We start from the raw sequence: 20,162 nt of genomic DNA, 5'->3' as shown, positions 1-20,162 counted from the left end.
ACGGGCAGGATGGAGTGCGTGAAGATGATCCTGCTGCGGCACGCCGAGTCGCTCGGCAACGTCGACGAGCGCGCCTACACGCGGATCCCCGACCACGCCCTGCCGCTGACCGACGCGGGCCGCGAGCAGGCCGCCGCGGTGGCGCCGGAGATCGCCCGGCTGCTCGGCGGCGCGCGCCCCGCGGTGTACGTCAGCCCCTACCTGCGCACGCGGGAGACGTTGCGGCTGCTGGACATCGAGGCCTCGTGCGACTGGCTGCTGCAGGAGCCGCGGCTGCGCGAGCAGGACTGGGGCAACCTCCAGGACCCGGCCGACCAGGAGGTCCAGAAGGCGCGGCGCAACGAGTTCGGGCACTTCTACTACCGGCTGCCGTTCGGCGAGTCCGGCGCCGACGTCGACGACCGCGTCGCGGGGTTCCTCTCGGACCTGCACCGGCGCGACGAACGTCACCCGGAGACGGTGCTGATCGTCTCGCACGGCCTCACGCTGCGGCTGCTGTGCCGCCGGTTGTTCGGCTGGAGCGTCGAACTCTTCGAGTCGCTGTCCAACCCCGGGACCTGCGAATACCGCGTGCTCGAGGAGCACGACGGGAAGTGGACGCTCGACCGGCCGTTCGGCCAGTGGCGGGACTCACCCGACGGGGAAACGCAGCTCTAGCGGGGCGCTCAGCACGACGCGGGTGCCCTGGCCCGGCGCCGAGTCGATCCGGGCCGCGCCGCCGATCTCGGCGAGCCGCGCGTGGATCGAGTTCTCGATGCCGAACCCGGCGCGGCGGGCGCCGAGGTCGAAGCCCGTCCCGTGGTCGCGCACGGACACCGTCACGACGCCTCCGGTCTCTTCGAGGCACACCACGGCTCGAGGCGTCCTCGCGTGCTTCAACGTGTTTCGCAGGGCTTCGCGGGCGGCGTCGTGAAGCGCGTTGACGAGGCTTTCGGGGACGTCGGTGACCTTCGCGAGCACCACGAGGTCGACCCGCAGCCCCTCGGCCGTCATCTCGACCGCCAGCGCGCCGAGCCGGTGCTCCAGGCCGCCCGGCTCGGCCGGCGCGTCGCCTTCGAGGCTGAGCCGCAGGCGCAGCGCGTGCGCGCGGGCGGTGCGGCGGACCTGGTCGAGGCTGGCGCCGGGGTCGCGCAGGTCGCCGGGCGAGGGCAGCGCGAGCGCCTCCATCACCTGCAGCACGGTGTCGTGGACGTCGCGGCGGTGCCGTTCGCGTTCGGCGGCCCGGCCGCGCTGCTCGCCCAGCCCGAGCGCGAACCGCATCGAGCCGGCGACCAGCACCACGATGGCCAGCGACGTCGCCGCCGCGGCGACCAGCGCGAGCAGGATCCACGTCGCGGGCGCGGCCGTGCCGGACAGCGCGGCCAGCACGTACCGCAGGAGCACCGCCGCGGCGATCGCGGCGCCACCGGCGAGCGCGCCGCGCAGGAGCGTCCAGATCATGACCGTGCCCATGATGTTCGGCCAGGTCAGGGTCAGGAGGTCGGCGAAGGACGGGTGCGCCGCGAACAGGGCCGCGGCCACGCTCGTGACGACCGTGTACGTGGTGTCGGCGGCCAGGACCGGCCGGATGCCGGTGGTGCGGCGGAAGACCCAGGCGATCTCGAGGAGGTTCGGCACCAGGTAGCCGGCCACCCCGAACCAGAGCACGGGCGTGGTGACGGTGTCCGCGGCCCACACCACCTGCACGAACAGCGCCAGCCGGAACACGACCGGGATCAGCACGAGCCGCGGCACGGCGCCCTGGACCAGCGAAAGCCCGGGCCCGAAGCGCCCGCTCACGCCGGCGAGCGCCCCCGCGCCGCCGAGCAGTACAACCCTCACGACGTCCCTCCCGCGACCGAGGCCCCTACCCCGATCAGCCGACCTGAAATGGAAACGTCGCCGTATTCATTTCAGTTTACCGACGGGGCTCAGCTTGCCTCTCCCACCGCGAGCCTGTCAACGCCCGGGGCGTGGCTGAAACCCGGTTGGCGGCACGGATTTCGCATCGGGAACGGCTAGCGGCCGACGATCGCGGCCGCGTCCTCGCGCCGTCGCGACCGGCGGGCGGCCAGCGCGGCGGGCAGGATCAGGGCCGCCACGAGCGCGACGAACACGAAGGCCACGCTGTAGTCGCTCACCTGCGCGATGCCGCCGATGACCGGCGGACCGCCGAGGAAACCGGTGTAGGCGATGGCCGTGACGAAGCCGATCTCACGCTCGCCGCCGGTGCCGTCCCCGCGCTTCCCGGCGTCACCCGCGAGGCTCAGCGCGAGCGGGAACGACGCGGCGAGCCCGGCCCCGGCGAGCGCGAACCCGACGTAACCGGCCGCGGCGACGGGCACGGTGGCCGTCGCGAGCAGCCCGATCGCGGCGAGCGCGGACCCCGCGGCGAGGCAGCGCGTCGGGCCGAAGCGGCGTTGTGCCCACGTCCCCGCGAGCCGGGACAGGGCCATGACCAGCTGGAAACCGGCGAACGCCAGCGCCGCGGCCCCCTGGCCGACCCCGCGTTCGGCCGTCATCAGCAAGGCGGACCAGTCCGACGAAGCGCCCTCGGCGATGGCCGAGCACAACGCGACCGCGGCGAGCAGCCACAGCACCGGACGCCGGATGGGCGCCCGGCCCGGTGCGGCGTCTTTCGCCTGCTCGGGCCGGCTGCCGGGGACAGCGCGGACCACGACCAGCAGCACCAGGACGGCCACGATCGCGGCGACGGTCAGGTGACGCGCCGGCGACCAGCCGTGCCCGGCGGCGAGGCCCGCGGCCAGCGACCCGGCGAGCGCGCCGAAGCTGAACCCGGCGTGGAACACGGGCATGATCGCCACGCCGACGCGCCGTTCGACGGCGACCGCGGCGACGTTCATCGCGACGTCGAGCAGCCCGACACTGACCCCGATCACGAGCAGCGCACCGGCCAGCAGCGGAACGTCCGGCGCGAACCCGATCAGCACCAGCGAGCCGGCGGCGAGCACGGTGCTCCCGGCGACGACCGCCCGGGCCCCGGCCCGTTCGACAAGCCGCCCGGCAACGGACGCGGCGGCGAGCATGCCGACGCTGGCACCGAGCAGCGCGAGCCCGAAAACCCCTGGTGAGGCGTGCACGTGCGCGGACAAAGCGGGCGTGCGCGAGGCCCAGGAGCCCAGGGCAAGCCCGTTGAGCGCGAACACGGTGAACACCGCGACCCGATCCCGCATCGGACTCTCCTTTCTCGCCTCAGCGTGACTGAAGCGCCTCGGTGACGCTGAGGCAAGGAGGACTGGGCAGATGCCGAGCGCCGCCGTCCGGGGTCTCGCGCGCCACGGTGTCGAACGCCTGCATCCCGGCCCGACCAGCTGTCCACGCCGCTGCGCGAGCAACTGCTGCGGACAGCGCCCCCGAGGCGGCCCCGCCGAAGTGCCCCGTGGAGCTGGTGATCCGCGCCGCACAGCGCGCGCCTAGCACTGCCACGCCTGTTGATCAAGACCATTCGCAGATCTGTGGACAACCATTCTCGTTTCCGTCCGTTGTCCACAGATTCGAAAGTGCGTACTGACAACTCCCCGCAAAACCGCCAACCTGGAATCACACATTCACCGCGGCCCACCGGCCGCACTCCCGAGGGGATCCACGATGTCTTCACGCCGCCTCCGCGCCCGCCTGCCGCACCTGCTGCTCCTGGCCACGATCGGCCTCCTGACCAGCGCGGGAGTCGCCCAGGCCGCCCCGTCCCAGCCGGACCCGGTCTGCAAGAAGGGCGAATTCTGCATCTGGTCGGCCGACCACTATTCGGGTGACGCCCAGCGTTTCGACCTGCGCACCGCGAATCCCGAGGACTGCATTCCCCTGCCGGAGGGATTCGACGGATCGTCGTTCGTCAACCTGATGAGCCGCGACGTCACGGTCTACCAGAGCGAGGAATGCACAACAGAGGGCGACTTCATCACCTACCCGGGTGCGGGAACGTACGTCCCGAACGCCCCGTTCGTGGTCCGCGCGATCAAGATCTGGGAGTAGCCCGCACCACCCCTTGCGGGCCGCGGTCCACGCAGCCGACCACCGAGCCCGGCAACCAGCCCGCGCTCAGCACCAGCGACGGCGGCCCTCGACCGCGGCCCACGCGACCGGCCGGCCGGATCAGACTCCACGCGATCGGGCGAAAGCCCGGCGTGCGCCCGTGACCAAGACTCAGCCGATCCGACCGCAGCACCGGACAGGACCGCACCTCGCGCGATCTTCTCAGCGCCTGGTCTGCGCCCAAGGCCAAGCCGACCGCGGGCCAGGGCCCGGGCGCATCAAAGCGTCCAGCCGTGGCCGCCCGGCCGCGAACCAGCGCTTCCAAGCGAAGCCACCGAACGTGGTCCCTCTGCGACCACCTGCTGCTCCCGAGCCGTCTCGCGCGACCTCAGGAGCGGCAATCCCCGACCAGGGCCCGGCAGACCGCCAGCTCCATGGAGCGAGCCGGCTCGCCAGGCGACAGCCGAGCCCCGGGGGGCCGCTTGCCCCGAAGCGGCCCCACCCGTGGGCGCGCCCAGCGGCAGGGCGCGCCCACGGGCCCACCACCCAGGCGCCGCAGACACCCAGCGCCAAGGCCCCGGCGCACCACCAGTCGTCCACAAACCCCGGCCACCAGGGGCGAGCAAGCCCGTAACCATCCCTTACCGGTGACCACACCCGACTCACGGCGCCGGGCCGATCGCCCGCGCCGCCAGCCTGACAGTCCGAAGCACCTCCACCAGCCAACTCCCGCGCGTCACCGGCAGTCCGCGCGCCGCTCCTCGAAAGGGTCGAACACCATGCCCCGCCACACCCTCCCGGCCCCACGGCCGGGACCTCACCCGACCGGGTGGAACCCGCGGATCCTCGACCACCGCGCGGAAAGGTCCGCACCACTTTCGCGCACCGGTCCGCGACCTCGGGGCGCCGCACCGCTTTGACCTCGACGCCGCCGAACTCCGAAATTCCGTCGAACGAGACCTGAAACGATTCGCCGGTGTCGAACGATCGAGAGGATGGCGACGACTAAGCTGCCGATGCCGGGCGACCGGCACGGTCGGCGCGGTCCGTCGGCGCGGGCCCTCGTAGCTCAGCTGGATAGAGCAAGAGCCTTCTAATCTCTAGGTCGCAGGTTCGAGTCCTGCCGGGGGCGCCACCAGGGAAGACGTCGTGCGCGAGCGCGCACGACGTCCACCGCGCGAAGTGATCGGCCCCACACCGCCCCTTCTCGGCCGTGCTCCCACTGTGGACGGTCACCGTTTTCGTTCCCGGTTGCCTGAGCCCGGAAGTCGCACCGCGTGTGCGTCCAGGTGGCCCAACGCTCCCCGGCCGAACCCATCCGAGACAACCTTGTTACCTGACCGGCTCGGCGGTCGCTCGCGCCCTTCCGCAGCCGAACCGTCACGCCGAGCGATCAGGCCAACGCCCGCTGAGCAAGCCGATCGAGCGAAACACAGAAAGGAAGACGCCCACGGTGAACCAGGAATCCCCAGGCGGCCGCCACCGCCGGCGAAGGGAGAACGCCATCACCCGCACAGCCTTCGACGAAGCCCACCGAGCAGGCTTGGTCCGACGCCACCTGACGAAGCTCCGCTACCTGGCCGAACGCACCCCGCCCACCGCCGAACCCGACCCCCGAACGCCCGAGCAGGCAACGGAGGGCCCGCACTCCACATCGGACGCCGCCTGACACTGCCCGGCGCCCACCGGCCCATCCGAGCGCGCCTTGCCACGGCCACGCCCCGGGTGGCAGCTCCGGGCAGGCGGCCCGACGAGTCAGGAAGAGGACTCGGCCACCGGAACCGATGGCCACGCTTCCCGCTCGCACCCAGCCCGCTGGCCAGGGACTGCCGAGGGCGGCGCAGTCAAGTCCGGGCAGATTCCCTCACTCGGCAGGCGAGCGCGAAGCGGTCAAGCCCGACAGCGCTCCCCTGGCGCGGCGGGCGAGCGCGGTGCGGTCAACCAGCAGGCTTCCCCGGTGCTGGAGGCGAGCGCAGTGCAGTCAACCAGCAAGCTTTCCCGGCGCGGTAAGCGAGCGCGATGCGGTCGAGTCCTGCAGGCGTCCCGGCGCGGCCGACGAGCGCGAAACGGTCGAGTCCGGCCGACCAGGCCGCGGTCTGAGACGGGGTGGCGTTTGCGGGTGGTTCCGGCAACAAGCCTTCCTGACACGGCAGGCAAGCGGGATGCGGTCAGACCCAGCATCCATCCCCGGCGCGGCAGGCGAGCGGGATGCGGTCAAGCCGCCTGGCAGGCCTCCCTAGCGCGGCCGACGAGCGCGAAGCGCTCAGCTCCAGCAGCTATCCCAGGAGCGGCAGGCGAGCGTGATGCGGTCAAGTCCAACAGGCTTCCCCAGCACCGCAGGCAAGCGGGATGCGGTCAGACCGAGCAACTCTCCCCGGCGCGGTAGGCGTGCGCAGCACGCGGAGACCGCGCGCTCCACGTCCCTCAAGCCGCGCGCAATCCCTCGGCTGCCGCGGCTCCCGCAGCTCGGCCTGGGAGCAGGCCCTCGCCGTGTAGCCAGCGGATCGTGTCGACCAGCGTCTCTCCCAGCGGGCGGCCCGGTTGGCCGGGCACCTGAGCTGCGCAAGCGCAGGTGTAGATCGCGCCGTACTCGGCCGGGATGTGCCACGGCCATGCCCGTTGCACCCAGTCCGCCAGCACGCCCAGCGGCAGCATCGCCCGGGCCGGTAGGTGGATCGCGGGTAGGGCCCGGCCCGTCACCTCTCGCAGCGTTGCCATGAACTCGCGGGTGCTCACGTACCGCCCGGGGCCGAAGTGGCGGCCGCCGGCCGGGCCTGAGCCCGTGATCAACGTCGCGTGGAGGGCTGCTGTGTCGCGGACGTCGCCCATCGGGAGGCCGCCCGTCGGCCAGATCGGCATCAAGTGGCGCAACGTGTTGCGGAGCCGCGTCACCTGGTCGCCCAGCTTGGGGTCGTGGGGGCCCAGCAGCGCCGGTGGGTAGGTGATCGTCAGCGGGACTCCCGCCTCCTGGTGGGCGCGGGCCACCGATTCCGCCGCGGCCTTCGCCGCCAGGTATCGCTCGCGAGGGCGGCCGACCGGGGAATCCGGGCCTAGGACCTTGCCGGGGGACGGCAGCAGCGCTCCGAAGCTGGAGACGTACACGATGCGGCCGATTCCGGCTCGGCGGGCCGTTTCCAGGACCTGCTCCGTGCCGGCGACATTCGTCCGGGCCAGTTCGTGGCGTGCGCGGCTGTCGAACGAATACACCGATGCCGCGTGCAGAACGGCGTCCGTTCCACGGACCAGGCGGTCCACGCTGAAGCGGTCCAGGACGTTGCCGGTGACGACGTCCACGTTTCCCGCGTCCACGCCTAGGGGTGCCAGCGCACGCTCCACTGCGGACTCGTCGCGGACGAGGAGGCGGACGCGGTGACCCGCCCGCAGCACGGCCGCCGCCGAGTGGGCGCCCACGTATCCCGTGCCGCCCGTGATGCCTACCAACATCGGACCTCCAGGAAGCGGAACGGGGCCGCTGCCCGCGGATGCGGGTAGCGGCCCCGTCTCGACCGGGACTAGACGTACAGCGTGTTGGGCTCCAGGCCGCACAGGACGCGGCCGTACAGCTCGAAGTTCGTGTTCGGGTGCATCAGCGCGTGCTGGTTGACCGCGAGGATGTCGCGGTTGATGCGCTGGATCGGGATTCCCTTGTAGATGGACGTCCCGCCGCTGGCGTTGGCGAGGATCCCGATGGCCTCCTTGGACAGCTGGATCACGCTGCCGACGTCGGCGCGGGTGCGGGCCCGCTCCTCCAGCTTCCACTCGGTGCCCTCGTCGGACTTGCGGTCCACGAGCTCACCCGCGCGCCAGGCGTGGAACGCGGCCTGGTCGAGCTTGAGCGTCGCCTCGGCCACCTGGAAGTGGGTGATCGGGGCCTCGCGCTGGCTTTCGTAGTTCGTGTACGTGATCTTGCGGTCGGGCAGGCGGTCCAGGAAGACGTCCATGGCCCCCTTGGCCATGCCGACGATCGCGCCCGTCGAGGACGCCGCCGCGACCGGCATCAGCGGGGGGCGGTAGATCGGGGAGTCCGCGTTACGCTGGGACGCGCCCTGGCCGGACAGCACCACCGGCAGCGGGAGCACCCGCTCCTGCGGGACGAACAAGTCCTTCGCGAACGTGCTGACGCTGCCGGTGCCGCGCAGGCCCGCGGTGTCCCAGTCGTCCACGATCAGCAGGTCCGACATCGGCACGAGCGCCGTCACCGGGTACGGCTCGCCGTCCGACGGGATCAGGATCGCGATGATCTCCTGCCACTGCGCGTGGTGGGCACCGCTGATGAAGCCCCACTTGCCGTTCACGACGATGCCGCCGTCGACCGGCGTGGCCATCGCGGTCGGGCTCAGCGTGCCGCAGATGCGCGTGTCCGGGGTCGAGAACACCTCTTCCTGGACGTCGTCCGGGAACTGGCACGCCATCCAGGTCGGGATCCAGTACACCGACGCGACCCAGGCGGTCGAGCCGCAGCCGCGGCCGAGCTCGGTGGCGACCTCGGTGATCGTCCGGGTGTCCGCTTCGTACCCGCCGAAGTGCTTGGGGCGACGCAGCTTGAAGACCCCGGCGTCGGCCAGCGCCTCGATCGTTTCCTCGGGCAGCCGCCGGTTCTCCTCGGCCGACGCCGCGCGGCTGCGCAGCGACGGGAGCAGATCCGACACCTTGCGCACGATTTCCTCGCGCGTCGGGATCGTGGTGGCCAAGATATCCTCCAAAAGGGAGCGGACGAGAAGGAACACCAGTCGCGCGAAACCGGGCCGGCGTCCGGAAAACTTCCCCTTCCAGGCTGCCCCCGGGGACCCGGTTCGCGCATCTCCTCGTTTGCGCCTGGGCCGCTCGGAACTCCGGATTCGTTCGGCCGGAACGAGTTTCACCCGCTGGCTCCCCCGGGAACCGGTTCACGCGTCCTCGTTTGGGCCAGGTCCGCCCGGATCTCCGGGATTCTTGCAGCTGAAAGGAGTTTCACCCGCCGGCTCCCCCGAGGACCCGGTTCGCGCATCTCCTCGTTTGCGCCAGGCCCGCCCGGACCGCCGAGATTCTTGCGGCCGAAGGGAATTCACCCTTCGGCTCCCCGATTCCCAGTGTGGCCGGGCTTTGTCAGCCTGGTCGGCAGGCGGCCGTAGCCCAGCGCCGACGCCGAACAGACGGGAACCCGTGGGCGCGAGGAAGGCAAACTGCCCCCGCTGAGAGCGAGAGGCAGTGATCGACTGCTAGCCGCGTCATGCGGCGTTCAACCGGCGCGTGGGACCCGCCAGGGCCGTCAGGTCGACCGCCACTGCAGCCAGGGATGGCTGAGTCGCGATCTCCGTGGCGATCGCCGCCGCGGCCTGCTGGAACGCCTGCCTTTCCAGCAGTTCGGCGCAGCGGTCGGCCACCACGGCCGGGTCCGCCTCGCCCGGCGGCAGGCTCAGGCCGGCGCCCGACAACACTACGGCCGCCGCGTTGTCCAGCTGGTCGTCGAACACCGGTAGTACCAGCTGGGGGGTGCCCACTCCGAGAGCCGTCAGGGATGTGCCCTGGCCGCCGTGGTGGACGGTGACGTCGCACGCCCTGAGCACGTGGGACAGCGGTAGCCGGCCGGCGTGGGTCACCACTTCGGGCAGCGGGGGCCAGGCGGCGACGACCTCGTCCTCGACCGCCACCACCACCTCGACGTCGAGGCGGGCCAGCGCGTGCAGCATCGGCATGACGACCTCCGCTCCCCCGCCCGGACCGAACCGGGGCAGCACGGTGCCCAGGGTGAGGCAGATCCGTGGCCGCTTCCGCGGCTGCCACACCCAGTCGGGCACCCGGGCCTGGCCGTCGTAGGGCACGTTGCGCATCCGGCGCTGGCGCACGGCGTGCGAGCGGCGCAGGCTCGGCGGCCACGGGTTCAGCACCGTCATCGGCGGTGGTGCGGCGGCCACGCCCAGGCGGTCCAGGTGCGGCTCGAGCTCGTCCTCCGCCGCGATGCGGTACTCGCGCAACAGCGGGATGCCCCACTGCAGCTCGACCGCGGGTACGCCGGCCGCCGCGGCGGCCACCGGGCCCGCCGCCTCCGCCCGCTCGCCGAGCACCAGGTCCGGCCGCCACGAGTCTACAATGGACAGAAGGCCCGGCAGGTTGCGCGCGGCGTTGCGGCCGAACACCCGGCCGTTGCCGTAGCGCCGCGCGGACAGCCGGTCGGTCGCGCCGCCGACCGCGAGGCCGGCGAAGTCCGCCGCGGGGCCGCACGAGGCGGCGGGGAGCCCGGCCCGCAGCACCTCGGGGACGAAGTCGTCGGCGACGGCCACCAGTACGTCGTGGCCGAGACCGCGAAACGTCCACGCCAGGGGGACGAGCGGGTAGAAATGCCCGCACAGGGCCGCGGACGTGAGCAGTACTCGCATGCGTGTCTCCCCGTCGAGCCGCCGAGATGTGCCTGCCCGACACTAGGAACGGGTGGCACGCCGGCACATCTCCGCCGCTGCTGCGTGCTCGCATCGCCGGAGATGCCCTCCTCCGTGGCGAAGCGATGGGTCGCCGGTGCGCAATCCCTTGGGGGAACTGACATCCGAGTGCGCGCCCGGGTCCGCTCAGCCGGCGCTGCGGGTCCGCCACGCCGGCGACTGGCGGCCCAGCACGGCGGCGAGGTCTTCCAGGGAGCTCTGCAGGATCCGCAGGTCTTCGGCGACCAGGGCCTGCGGGCCGTCGCAGAGCGCCTGCTCCGGGTGGGGGTGGCAGTCGACGAGCACGCCGTCCGCGCCGACCGCGACCGCCGCGCGCGACAGGGGCAGCACCAGGTCGCGCCGCCCGCCGGAGTGCGACGGGTCGACCATCACCGGCAGGTGCGAAAGCCGCTGGACCACCGGCACGGCGGAGATGTCGAGGGTGTTGCGGGTCGCGGTCTCGAACGTGCGGATCCCCCGCTCGCACAGCACGATGTCGAGGTTGCCGCGCTGGGCGATGTACTCGGCGGCCATCAGCCATTCCTCGATGCTCGCGCTCATGCCGCGCTTGAGCAGCACCGGCTTGCCGGCCTCGCCGACCGCTTGCAGCAGCCCGAAGTTCTGCATGTTCCGGGTGCCGATCTGCAGCATGTCCGCGTACCGGGCCACCATCGGGACGTCGTGCGCGGAGACCACCTCGGTGACCACCGGGAGACCGGTCTCGGCCCGCACGTCGGCCAGGATCTTCAGCCCCAGCTCGCCGAGGCCCTGGAAGGCGTAGGGCGACGTGCGCGGCTTGAACGCGCCGCCGCGCAGCAAGGTCGCGCCCGCGGCCTGCGCCATCCGCGCCGCTTCCAGCGTCTGCTCCGGGGTCTCCACCGCGCACGGCCCGGCGATCAGGGTCACCGTGTCCGGGCCGATCGGCACGCCGCGGACGTACACCGTGGACCGTTGCGGGTGGTGCTCCAGGCTCACCAGCTTGAACTTGGCGGAGATGCGGGTGACGCTGTGGACGCCCGGCATCGCGCCGATGTTGAGCGTTTCGAAGCGGTGGACGTCGCCGACGAGCCCGACGACCACCCGGCTCACGCCGCGGCTGACGAAGGCTTCGCCGCCCGCGGCCGCCACCCGGTCGACGATTTCCTCGACGTCATTTTCCGTGGCATCGGCAGCCATCACGACGACCATGATTCCGCACCTTCCGCCGGCCGCGACCACCGTGGCGGTGGCCCGAGGAACCGAGCATCCGGCAGGGCGGCCGCTAGCTGCGTCTCCACGGTTGCGCACCCGCCGTCGTGCTCGATTCCGGCGGCGCGCGGCTCAGCTCTCCGCGGCGAGCACCTTCCCCAAGCCCGCGTAGCCGACTTCGTGCAGCCGCCGGCCCGACACCTCGGCGTAGGCCGCGTCGGCGCGCAGCCCCACGCCCTCGACCATCCGGTTCATGAAGTTGAACAGCGCGCACACCAGGACGGCGTCGTGCAGCGCTCGCTCGTCCCAGCCGGCGGCGAACACGGCTTCGGCGTCGGCCTCGGTCACCCGGGACGGCGTGCGGGTCAGCTTGCCGGCGTAGGCGAGCACCGGCCGCATCTTCTCGTCGACGGGCGCGGACTCGAGGTCCTGCACCGCGGCGGCGAGCAGCCCTTCGGGGACGCCGAACGCCTCCGCGGTGACCGTGTGGATGCCGTGGCAGTAGTCGCAGCCGTTGAGGCCCGAGACGTACGCCGCGATCAGCTCCCGCTCCCCCGGGGTGAAGGGGGATTCGGCCCGCATCACCTGCTCGTGCAGGTCCAGCAGCGGCCCGGCGGGGCCGGGGTAGGCCCGGAACACGTCCAGCAGGGCGGTCTCAGCCGGCAGGGCCTTCAAGTGGGACATCGGGTTCTCCTCGTTCGTCGGCGAGCCGGTCGACCTCCCGGCGACGCAGCGTGCAGGCGGTCAGGTAGCTGATGGAGGCCGGTCCGGCGCCGGGGACGGCGGCGGCGACGTGCGCGGCGGTCTCGGCCCAGGCGCGCCGCGGGGAAGCCGGGTTCGCCGCGACGGGCAGGCTCGCGAGGGACGCCCGGACCGCGCGCCAGCGGGCCCGCCCGGCCGCGATCAGGTCGGCGTAACGGGGACCGGCCACCTCGTGCCGGGCCTGGTCGACGGCCTGGGTGACCAGCGCCGTGTCGTCGTCGGCCAGCCGGGCGGACCCGACGCCGGCCAGCAGCCGCTCCGCGTCGAGGCCGAGCAGGATGACGCCCACCTCGGTGCCGTCCGGGTCGTCGATCGAGGCCAGCGCGAACCGGAGGTCATCGGGCACCGGCCACCGCCGGGACGAGGCCGTGGCGCAGGCCGTGCGCGATCGACGCGGCCACCCGCGCGGTCGCCACCCGGTGGCCGTCGATGTTGCGCGCGGCCGGGCCGAACACCAGTCCGGCCGCCGCGCCCACCACCGACACGCGCGGGGCGCGGGTGTAGCGGAGCGTCCGCTCGTCCAGGTCCGGCCAGCCGTCGCGCTCGCCCACGACCGCCGACGGCAGCAGGCCGCTGCCGATCGACGGGGTCGTGCCCAGCGCCAGCACGGCGGTGTCCGCCTTGATCGTCCGGCCGCTCTCCAGCCGGCAGACCACGCCCGCGTCGACTTCCTTGACCGCTTCGCCGCGGTGCACGACCAGCCGTCCGTCGGCTTCCGCCTGCTGCAGCAGGGGCCGGAACTCGAACATGATGGAGGCCCGCCGGAAGCGGCGCATCAGGTCCAGCCGCCCGGCCCGGTCCACGCCGTCGAAGCGCGCCCGGCCCTCCGGGCGGAAGAACGACGAGTTGACGTCGGCGCACTGGTAGTGCTCGCCGGCCTCGCGGACCACCCAGTGCACCTGCCGGCCAGCCTCGAGCGCGCCGGCGATCAGGTGCGCCGCGGTGAGGCCCGCGCCGACCACGACCTGGCTCTCCCCGCCCGGCGCCACCGGTTCGTCCCAATAGGACACTCCGGCGGGCGGCCGGCCGCCACCCCACCAGGCTTCGGGCGCCGGACGCCGTTCTTCGCCGAGGCAGAGCACGGCGTGCCGGGCGGTCACGGTGAACCGGTTCGCGCGCACGGTCACCGCGTCGTCGGTCGGCAGCACTTCGCGCACCGACCCCGGCCAGGTGTTCTCCACGACGTGGTGGCTGGTGGCCAGGTGGTCGCAGTAGGCCTCGAAGACGTCGACGGGCACGACCGAGCGGTGCCCCGCCTGGGCCATCCGGACCTCGCGCCGCTCGGTGGCGCTCAGGCGCGCCCAGTGCAGCCGCGCGAAGTCCAGCAGCTCGCAGTCGCGGTACCCCTCGACGCCGGGGTGGTGCTCGTACGGCGAGCGGAGGACCCGCTGGCCCAGCCGGTCGATCCGGTCGAAGAACCGGCCGCACGGGCGGCCGTCCCGGTCGACGATGACGACGTCGCGCACGCCGTGGTGCCACAGCGCGGACGCGACCGCGAGCCCGGCCGGGCCCGCGCCGACGATGACGACTTCGGCGGAGTTCGCCGGCCCCTCGCGCCGGTCGCGGACGGCCGGGCGCGGCAGCCGCGGCCAGTCACGCCCGCGCGGCGACTCGAGCAGGTGCGGCTCCGGCACGAACTTGATCACGAGGCACCCACAGCCGTGCCCGCCGGGCTCAACCGACGACGGTGATCGGCACGATCAGCTCGATCACCGGACGCTGCTGCATCCCGTCGCTGACCAGCTGGCTCAGCGTCGCTTCCGACTGCTCGGCGCTGTCGGAGGCGATCGGGCTGTAACGGGAGTAGAAGTACCCCGGCTTGCGGCCGTTCGTCTCCATCGAATACATCTTGAGCACCGCTTCGCCCGGGCGGACCTCACCGTCGTAGAAGGTGAGGCGGCGCTGGTCCGGCGTCATGAAGCTCTTCGCGAACTGCGGGGACATCACCGCGGTCCCGGGGTCGTCGACGAACGTCGAGTCCTCGTCGAGCACGGCCTGCATGGCCACCCAGGTGCGGTCGGTCAGGTTCGTCTCGGCCTTGATCACCTGCCAGCGGCCCGGCTCCGGCAGGGTGACGCTGATCGAGACGTCGTGGTCGGTCGTGTCGATGGCGCCGGTGATCATCAGGACGCGGCGGCCCAGATCGGCCGTTCCGGTCATCTGGATGTCACGAGCCCGCACGCGTCCGTGGACATCCAGTCCGGGCAACTCGGGTGACGACATGGTCCGTCCTCCTTTTAACCAAGGATCCCCCAGAATGCGGACCGACCCGCAAACAAGAAAAGGCTTTCACACGCCGAGAGACGCTGTCAAGGTGAGGAACACATCGACAGAGCGTGACGCGCGTCCGCCGCCCGGCGGGCGGCGCTAGGCCGTTCGGCCTAGCCGCCTTCCGGGCTACTGGGCTCCTCCACGGGCGGCCCGACCTCACCGCCGAGACCGGCGGCTTCGCTGTCCGGCAGGCCGACGTAGCGAATCGCGAACGAGGAGTCCGCGCGCCGCAGCAGGACCTTGAGGACCAGATCGGGTCGCACCGCGACCACGAAAATACCGCGGTCCCCGGGATCGCCGAAAATGTCATAAATGAGGAATGCGGAACCGTCGCCGACGGCGAACAATGCTTCGTACATGACATTTCGCTGAGCCTGTGACGCCGATTCGGCCCACCTGTCGAGCAGTTCGGTTCCCTCGATGAGCTGGAGGCGCATCGCCATCCGCCGGCCTCCCAACCAAACGTCCGCGGGGTTACCCGAGACGGGTAGCGGGCCCCGGCCCGTGCCGGGCCGTGCTGACACCCCGGCCCAAACAGCTTCCAGTTTGCCCCGGGACACCCGCCGGGCTCATCTCCGAACTTGCGCTGCGGCGCCCGGGCGGGCCCGGCACCGCCGCACTGCGGGAGACGTGGGCGGGCGGTGCGCGGTGCGAACGTGGACGAGTGACCGGGAAGCCGCGCCGTCCGGCCGGTTTCCCGCGCCCGCCGCCGTCCCGCCGTTCGCCCGAAAGGAAGCGCCATGACGACCACCGAGGTGCCGGCCGCCGACCAGGCGGCCATCGGAGTCATCCCCCAGCGGCTCCTCGCGGCCTGGGCGCACCAGGACGCCGCGTCGATCGCCGACCTGTTCACCGAGGACGGCACGCTGATCCTGCCCGGCGTCTTCCGCCAGGGCCGCCAGGACATCAAGGAGTACTTCGCCGAGGCCTTCGAGGGCCCGTACGCCGGCACCCAGGTCGTCGGCAAGCCGATCGGCCTGCGCTTCCTCGGCCCCGACGTCGCGCTGCTGCTGTCGTCCGGCGGTGTGCTGGCCGCCGGTGAGACCGAGGTGTCGGCCGCGCAGGCGATCCGCTCCTCCTGGCTGGCCGTGCGGACCGAGGGCCAGTGGCGGCTCGCGGCCTACCAGAACAGCACCTCGAAGCAGGGCCTGCCCACGCCCGGCTCGACCACTCCGACGGCATGACCGGCAGCCCCCGCCGCGTTCCCCCGGGACCGCCGCGCCGGGCCGCCCCCGGGATCCTGCGCAAGCTCCGCTCGGACCGGATCGGCCTGATGAGCGAGGCCGTCCGCGAATACGGCGACGCGGTGCGGGTGTCGATCGGCCCGAAGACGCTCTACATCTTCAACCACCCCGACCACGCCAAGCACGTGCTCGCGGACAACGCGGCCAACTACCACAAGGGCATCGGCTACACCGAGGCCAAGCGGGCGCTGGGCGACGGGCTGCTGACGTCGGAAGGCGCGCTGTGGAAGGAACAGCGGCGCACCATCCAGCCGGTGTTCCAGCACAAGCGGATCGCCGCGCAGGCCGACGTGATCATCGACGAGGCCCTCAGCCTGGTCGAGCGCCTCACCGCCCACCGGGACTCCGGGGCGCCGGTGGACGTGCTGTCCGAGATCACCGCGCTGACCCTCGGCGTGCTCGGCAGCACCCTGCTGGACACCGACCTCAGCGCGTTCGACGCCGTCGAGCACTCCTTCGAGGCCGTGCAGGACCAGGCCATGTTCGAGATGGAGACGCTGGGCATGGTGCCGCGGTGGCTCCCGCTCAAGGGGCAGCGGGCGTTCCGCGCCGGCCGCGACCACCTCCAGCACGTCGTCGGGCTCCTCGTGGAGCAGCGGAAGGCCCGGCCGTCCGCGACCGGCGACGACGTGCTGACCCGGCTCATCGCCTCCACCGCCAAGGAATCCGACAAACGGGTCGCCGACCGCCGCATGCGCGACGAGCTGGTGACGCTGCTGCTGGCCGGGCACGAGACGACGGCCAGCACCGTCGGCTGGACGCTGGACCTGGTGAGCAGGCACCCGGAGGTCCGGGAGCGGCTGCACGAGGAGGCGGTGGCGGTCTACGGCGACCGTCGCCCGGCCTACGAGGACCTGACCCGGCTGCGCTACACGCACATGGTGCTGCAGGAGGCCATGCGGCTGTTCCCGCCGGTGTGGATCCTGCCGCGCCGGGCGCTGGCCGACGACGAGGTCGGCGGGTACCACGTGCCCGCGGGCTCGGAAGTGCTGATCTGCCCGTACATCCTGCACCGGCACCCGCGGTACTGGCCGGAGCCGGACCGGTTCCTCCCGGAGCGGTTCGACCCGGACGTGACGTCGGATCGCCCGCGCTACGCGCACATCCCGTTCGGCGCCGGTCCCCGGTTCTGCGTCGGCAACCACCTGGGGATGATGGAGGCCACCTTCATCATCTCCACGCTGATGCGCGACCTGCGGTTCGACACCGTGCCTGGGTTCGCGGTCAAGCCGGAGCCGATGATGTCGCTGCGCCTCGGCGGCGGGCTGCCCCTGACCGTCCACTCGTTCCCGGACCTCGGCCGTGCCGCGGCCTGACCGCCGGACATCGCGAAAGTGAGTGAACATGACTGAGCAGGCGGAGAACGGCTACGGCCGGCCCGAAGACCACCCGAAGGCGGCGGAGTTCGCGAAGCTGCGAGCCGCCATCGCCGACGAGGGCGTCCGGGAGCACTTCCCGTTCCGCTTCCTGGCGGCCAACGAGACGTTCGCCCGCCTCGTCGACGCCACCGCCCACCGGATCCTCTCCGCGATCGGCGCCCTGCCGACCGCCTCCGGAACCTCGGTCCCGCAGGCCAAGCAGGAGCTGTCGATCCCGTGGCGCCGGACGATCCCGTTGCACTTCCTGTACGAAAAGCTGTCGGACTCGGGGATCTTCGCCCGGGAAGGCGGCCGGTACGTGCCCGGCACGGTGGCCGTCCCGTCGTTCGACGACGTCGCCGCCGAGCTCGCCGCGCGCGAGCCGGGTGCCGCCGTCGCCGTCGAGATCCTGCGGACGCTCGTCGACGAGGCGAAGACGTTCTTCGCGGGCGAAGCGACCGGTGACGAGATCCTCTTCGCGCCCGCGCAGCTTCCGTTGTGGCTGAAGTACTTCTCCAACGACAACCTGCTGTACTCGATCAACAACAAGGTCGGCGCGGAGGCGCTGAGCCGCCTCGTGCCGGCGGCGGGCGGCCCGTTCGAGATCCTCGAGATCGGCGGCGGCTGCGGCAGCGGCGCCGAGCAGGTGCTCCGCACGCTCGGTTCCGATGTCACGCGCTACCGGTTCACCGAGGTCGCCGAGACGTTCGCCCGGCACGGCGAGAAGGCGGCCGCGGCCGCCGCGTCGCCGTCGACGACGGTCGAGTCGGCCCGCATCGACATGACGCTGCCCTGGGAGGCGCAGGGGGTCGAGCCCGGCACGTTCGACGCCGTGTACGCGGTCAACTGCTTCCACGTGGCGCCCGATCTCGACTTCGTCGTCGCCGAGGCGGCGAAGGCGCTGAAGCCGGGCGGCGCGGTCGTGGTGTCCGAATGCGTGCGGCCGACGAAGCTCGCCCGGCCCATCCACGCCGAGATCATCTTCGACTTCCTCGACAGCTTCACCGACGTCATCACCGACCCGGTGAAGCGGCCGACCCACGGCTTCCTCACCCCGGCCGCCTGGCGGGCCACGTTCGAGGCGGCCGGGCTCGGCGACGTGACGGTCCTGCCCGACGTGGACGCCATCGCCGAGCAGTACCCGGACTTCGTGGTGGGCGCCGTGATCGCACGCGCGAGCACCCGATGATCGCGGGTCTCGTCCGCTTCGCCGTGCGCAAGTCCCTGCGCGACACCCGGCACGTCGGCGTGGTGCCGCGGCGCCGGGCCCGCGGCCTGGTGGCCGCGGTCTACCGGCAGGTGGAGCAGGACTTCGGGATGCTCGCGCCGCCGACGGCGCTGCACTCCGCGGCGCCGGAGTCGATGGCCGCGGCCTGGCTGATCCTGCGGGAGACGCTGCTGGTGCCCGGCCCGGCCGGGCGCGCGGCCAAGGAGGCGGTGGCCACCGGGGTGTCGGCGGCCAACAGCTGCCCGTACTGCGTGGACGTGCACGGCATGACGCTCGCCGCCATCCCGGACGGCCCCGGCGAGTCCGGCGGCTCCGAACGGGCGGCGCTCGAAGCGTGGGCCCGCGCGTCGGCGACGACGACGGCGCCCGCACCGCCGTTCTCGGCCGCGCACGCGCCCGAGCTGATCGGCGTCGCCGTGGCGTTCCAGTACTACAACCGCATGGTGAACGTGTACCTCCGGGATTCGCCGTTCCCCGCGCACGTCCCCGAGTCCGCCAAGCCGCAGGCGCGGCGGGTGCTCGGCGGCGTGCTGCGGCCCCCGGCGACGTCGGGACCGCGGCCGGGAGCGTCACTGGAGCTGCTCCCGGCCGCTCCGGCACCGGAGGACCTGGGCTGGGCGCGCGGGAACCCGGTGATCGCCGACGCGTTCGCCCGCGCCTACGCCGTGGCCGAAGCGGCGGGTGCCCGTTCGGTGCCCGCCGGCGTCCGCACGCTGGTGCGGGAGCGGCTGGCCGCCTGGGACGGGCAGGCGCCGGGGCTCAGCCGGTCCTGGCTCGACGAGGCGGTCGCCGGGCTCGCCGAGGCCGACCGGCCGGCCGGTCGGCTGGCGCTGGCCACGGCGCTGGCGTCCTACCAGGTCGACGAGGGGCTCGTCGAGGCGTTCCGCCGCACCGCGCCCGGCGACGACACCCTGATCGAGCTGACCGCGTGGGCCGGGATGGCCGCGGCCCGCCGGGTCAGCAGCCTGCTCGCCGGGGCCGTCGCCGACCACGCGTGACCCTGCGGTAGACGGAAGGCCTCCCCACCCGAGAGGGCGGGGAGGCCTTCTTTGTTGCGTGGAAACCCTTGCGCCCGCGGCATTTCCGCTTGGCCGCGATGGGAGCAGCGCGGACGAGAACGGCCGACACACCGGCAGGCGGGTTCGCTGTCGACGCCGCGTGCCGTGGTGGCCACGCCGGGCGGTGTGCCGGCCGTTCTCGTTGCCGTGCCGGCCGTTGCGGGCGGTGTGCCGGGATGTCGTACCACCGACTCGGCGAGGCCGGCACGATTCGTGCCGGCCTCGCCGGATGTCCTGTGGGCTGTCCGCGGGACCACACGCCGGAAACCCGAACGGCTACGGCGGAAGGATCCGCCGTAGCCGTTCGAGCTATCACCGGTGCGCCGTCGGTCACCGCGAGACCCGGCGCCCGTCAAGGGGACGAAGCCGGGGCCGGCGCGGACACCGTCGCTGAGGGTCGGTGTCCCGCCGGGCCCGGCTTCGTGGCGCGAGGCCGTCCGGGGAACCGCTTACGCGGCCTCGCCCAGCCGCTCCTCGAGGTCACGCTCCATCTCGGCGACGACGTCCGACCAGACGATGCCCCGGCCGAGCCGCGGCATCGGCCGCACGGTCAGGTCGACCGGCGCTTCCACCGGCTCGACATACCGCGAGGTGGCCGCGGCGGCGTCCGTGCGACCCGTGTTGTTGGCAGTCATGACTTTCCCTCTCCTTCGTGCGGCCCCGGTAGTGCTCGGGGCCGGCGTCGG

The 20,162-nt window shown here is 72.6% G+C and carries 18 protein-coding genes and 1 tRNA gene; 7 read left to right on the top strand and 12 right to left on the bottom strand.

All coding sequences use genetic code 11. The features are described 5' to 3' along the window. The first annotated feature begins 18 nt into the window (after positions 1–18). Positions 19–657: a phosphoglycerate mutase family protein gene (locus OG570_RS23250; protein WP_326959234.1), complete on the top strand. Its 639-nt coding sequence runs from the start codon at positions 19–21 to the stop codon at positions 655–657. Here OG570_RS23250 and OG570_RS23245 read toward each other — a convergent pair. Then, complete coding sequence (locus OG570_RS23245; protein ID WP_247055471.1) at positions 631–1,821, bottom strand: sensor histidine kinase; 1,191 nt, start codon at positions 1,819–1,821, stop codon at positions 631–633. The genes OG570_RS23250 and OG570_RS23245 overlap by 27 nt on opposite strands. 176 nt (positions 1,822–1,997) lie before the next feature. After that, a complete protein-coding gene (locus OG570_RS23240) occupies positions 1,998–3,173 on the bottom strand; it encodes an MFS transporter (protein ID WP_326959231.1) in 1,176 nt (391 codons plus the stop codon). A 415-nt stretch (positions 3,174–3,588) separates the two neighbouring features. On the opposite strand from OG570_RS23240, the gene OG570_RS23235 reads away from it, so the two are divergent. Continuing rightward, entirely contained in the window at positions 3,589–3,972 is a 384-nt protein-coding gene (locus OG570_RS23235) for a peptidase inhibitor family I36 protein (RefSeq protein ID WP_326959229.1), read from the top strand. Positions 3,973–5,030: 1,058 nt separating this feature from the next. Beyond that, positions 5,031–5,107: transfer RNA gene (locus OG570_RS23230), tRNA-Arg, on the top strand. 1,289 nt (positions 5,108–6,396) lie between these two features. Here the strand turns inward: OG570_RS23230 and OG570_RS23225 are convergent. The 9 genes from OG570_RS23225 to OG570_RS23185 form a co-directional block, all read right to left on the bottom strand. Then, positions 6,397–7,416, bottom strand: a complete 1,020-nt coding sequence (locus tag OG570_RS23225) for an NAD-dependent epimerase/dehydratase family protein (protein WP_326959227.1) — start codon at positions 7,414–7,416, stop codon at positions 6,397–6,399. A 68-nt stretch (positions 7,417–7,484) separates the two neighbouring features. After that, positions 7,485–8,663: an acyl-CoA dehydrogenase family protein gene (locus tag OG570_RS23220; RefSeq protein WP_442788296.1), complete on the bottom strand. Its 1,179-nt coding sequence runs from the start codon at positions 8,661–8,663 to the stop codon at positions 7,485–7,487. A 516-nt stretch (positions 8,664–9,179) separates the two neighbouring features. Then, a complete protein-coding gene (locus OG570_RS23215; RefSeq protein ID WP_326959225.1) occupies positions 9,180–10,328 on the bottom strand; it encodes a nucleotide disphospho-sugar-binding domain-containing protein in 1,149 nt (382 codons plus the stop codon). A 186-nt stretch (positions 10,329–10,514) separates the two neighbouring features. After that, positions 10,515–11,543, bottom strand: a complete 1,029-nt coding sequence (gene aroF, locus OG570_RS23210) for a 3-deoxy-7-phosphoheptulonate synthase (protein ID WP_247055480.1) — start codon at positions 11,541–11,543, stop codon at positions 10,515–10,517. Positions 11,544–11,687: 144 nt separating this feature from the next. After that, complete coding sequence (locus OG570_RS23205; RefSeq protein WP_326959223.1) at positions 11,688–12,239, bottom strand: carboxymuconolactone decarboxylase family protein; 552 nt, start codon at positions 12,237–12,239, stop codon at positions 11,688–11,690. Continuing rightward, on the bottom strand, positions 12,211–12,663 hold the full coding sequence (locus OG570_RS23200; RefSeq protein WP_326943460.1) for a DUF6187 family protein: 453 nt from the start codon (positions 12,661–12,663) through the stop codon (positions 12,211–12,213). The genes OG570_RS23205 and OG570_RS23200 overlap by 29 nt, the downstream gene beginning before the upstream one ends. Continuing rightward, positions 12,653–13,963 carry an FAD-dependent monooxygenase gene (locus OG570_RS23195; RefSeq protein WP_326959221.1) on the bottom strand — a complete coding sequence of 437 codons (1,311 nt, stop codon included), beginning with the start codon at positions 13,961–13,963 and terminating at the stop codon, positions 12,653–12,655. Before OG570_RS23195 ends, OG570_RS23200 begins: the two co-directional genes overlap by 11 nt. A gap of 28 nt (positions 13,964–13,991) precedes the next feature. Continuing rightward, positions 13,992–14,477 (bottom strand): DUF6423 family protein, encoded by a 486-nt coding sequence (locus OG570_RS23190; RefSeq protein ID WP_326960128.1) that lies wholly within the window; start codon positions 14,475–14,477, stop codon positions 13,992–13,994. Between the two features lie 221 nt (positions 14,478–14,698). Next, the gene (locus tag OG570_RS23185) at positions 14,699–15,031 is read right to left on the bottom strand and encodes a DUF6235 family protein (RefSeq protein ID WP_326959219.1); all 333 of its coding nucleotides are present in this window, start codon (positions 15,029–15,031) and stop codon (positions 14,699–14,701) included. A gap of 297 nt (positions 15,032–15,328) precedes the next feature. Between OG570_RS23185 and OG570_RS23180 the strand changes: the two genes are divergently transcribed. From OG570_RS23180 to OG570_RS23165, 4 genes are read left to right on the top strand one after another with little or no spacing between them, the layout of a single operon-like run. Further along, on the top strand, positions 15,329–15,772 hold the full coding sequence (locus OG570_RS23180) for an SgcJ/EcaC family oxidoreductase (RefSeq protein WP_326959218.1): 444 nt from the start codon (positions 15,329–15,331) through the stop codon (positions 15,770–15,772). Continuing rightward, positions 15,769–17,148: a cytochrome P450 gene (locus OG570_RS23175; RefSeq protein WP_326943464.1), complete on the top strand. Its 1,380-nt coding sequence runs from the start codon at positions 15,769–15,771 to the stop codon at positions 17,146–17,148. The genes OG570_RS23180 and OG570_RS23175 overlap by 4 nt, the downstream gene beginning before the upstream one ends. A gap of 28 nt (positions 17,149–17,176) precedes the next feature. After that, the gene (locus OG570_RS23170; RefSeq protein ID WP_247055497.1) at positions 17,177–18,379 is read left to right on the top strand and encodes a class I SAM-dependent methyltransferase; all 1,203 of its coding nucleotides are present in this window, start codon (positions 17,177–17,179) and stop codon (positions 18,377–18,379) included. After that, positions 18,376–19,416, top strand: a complete 1,041-nt coding sequence (locus OG570_RS23165) for a carboxymuconolactone decarboxylase family protein (RefSeq protein WP_326959216.1) — start codon at positions 18,376–18,378, stop codon at positions 19,414–19,416. The genes OG570_RS23170 and OG570_RS23165 overlap by 4 nt, the downstream gene beginning before the upstream one ends. Before the next feature lie 509 nt (positions 19,417–19,925). On the opposite strand, the gene OG570_RS23160 is transcribed toward OG570_RS23165, so the two are convergent. Next, entirely contained in the window at positions 19,926–20,111 is a 186-nt protein-coding gene (locus tag OG570_RS23160; RefSeq protein WP_247055501.1) for a DUF6222 family protein, read from the bottom strand. Positions 20,112–20,162 lie beyond the last annotated feature (51 nt).

The sequence above is a fragment of the Amycolatopsis sp. NBC_01286 genome, from assembly GCF_035982555.1.
Classification (GTDB): Bacteria; Actinomycetota; Actinomycetes; order Mycobacteriales; family Pseudonocardiaceae; genus Amycolatopsis.
This window is presented reverse-complemented; position numbering and strand designations above follow the sequence as displayed.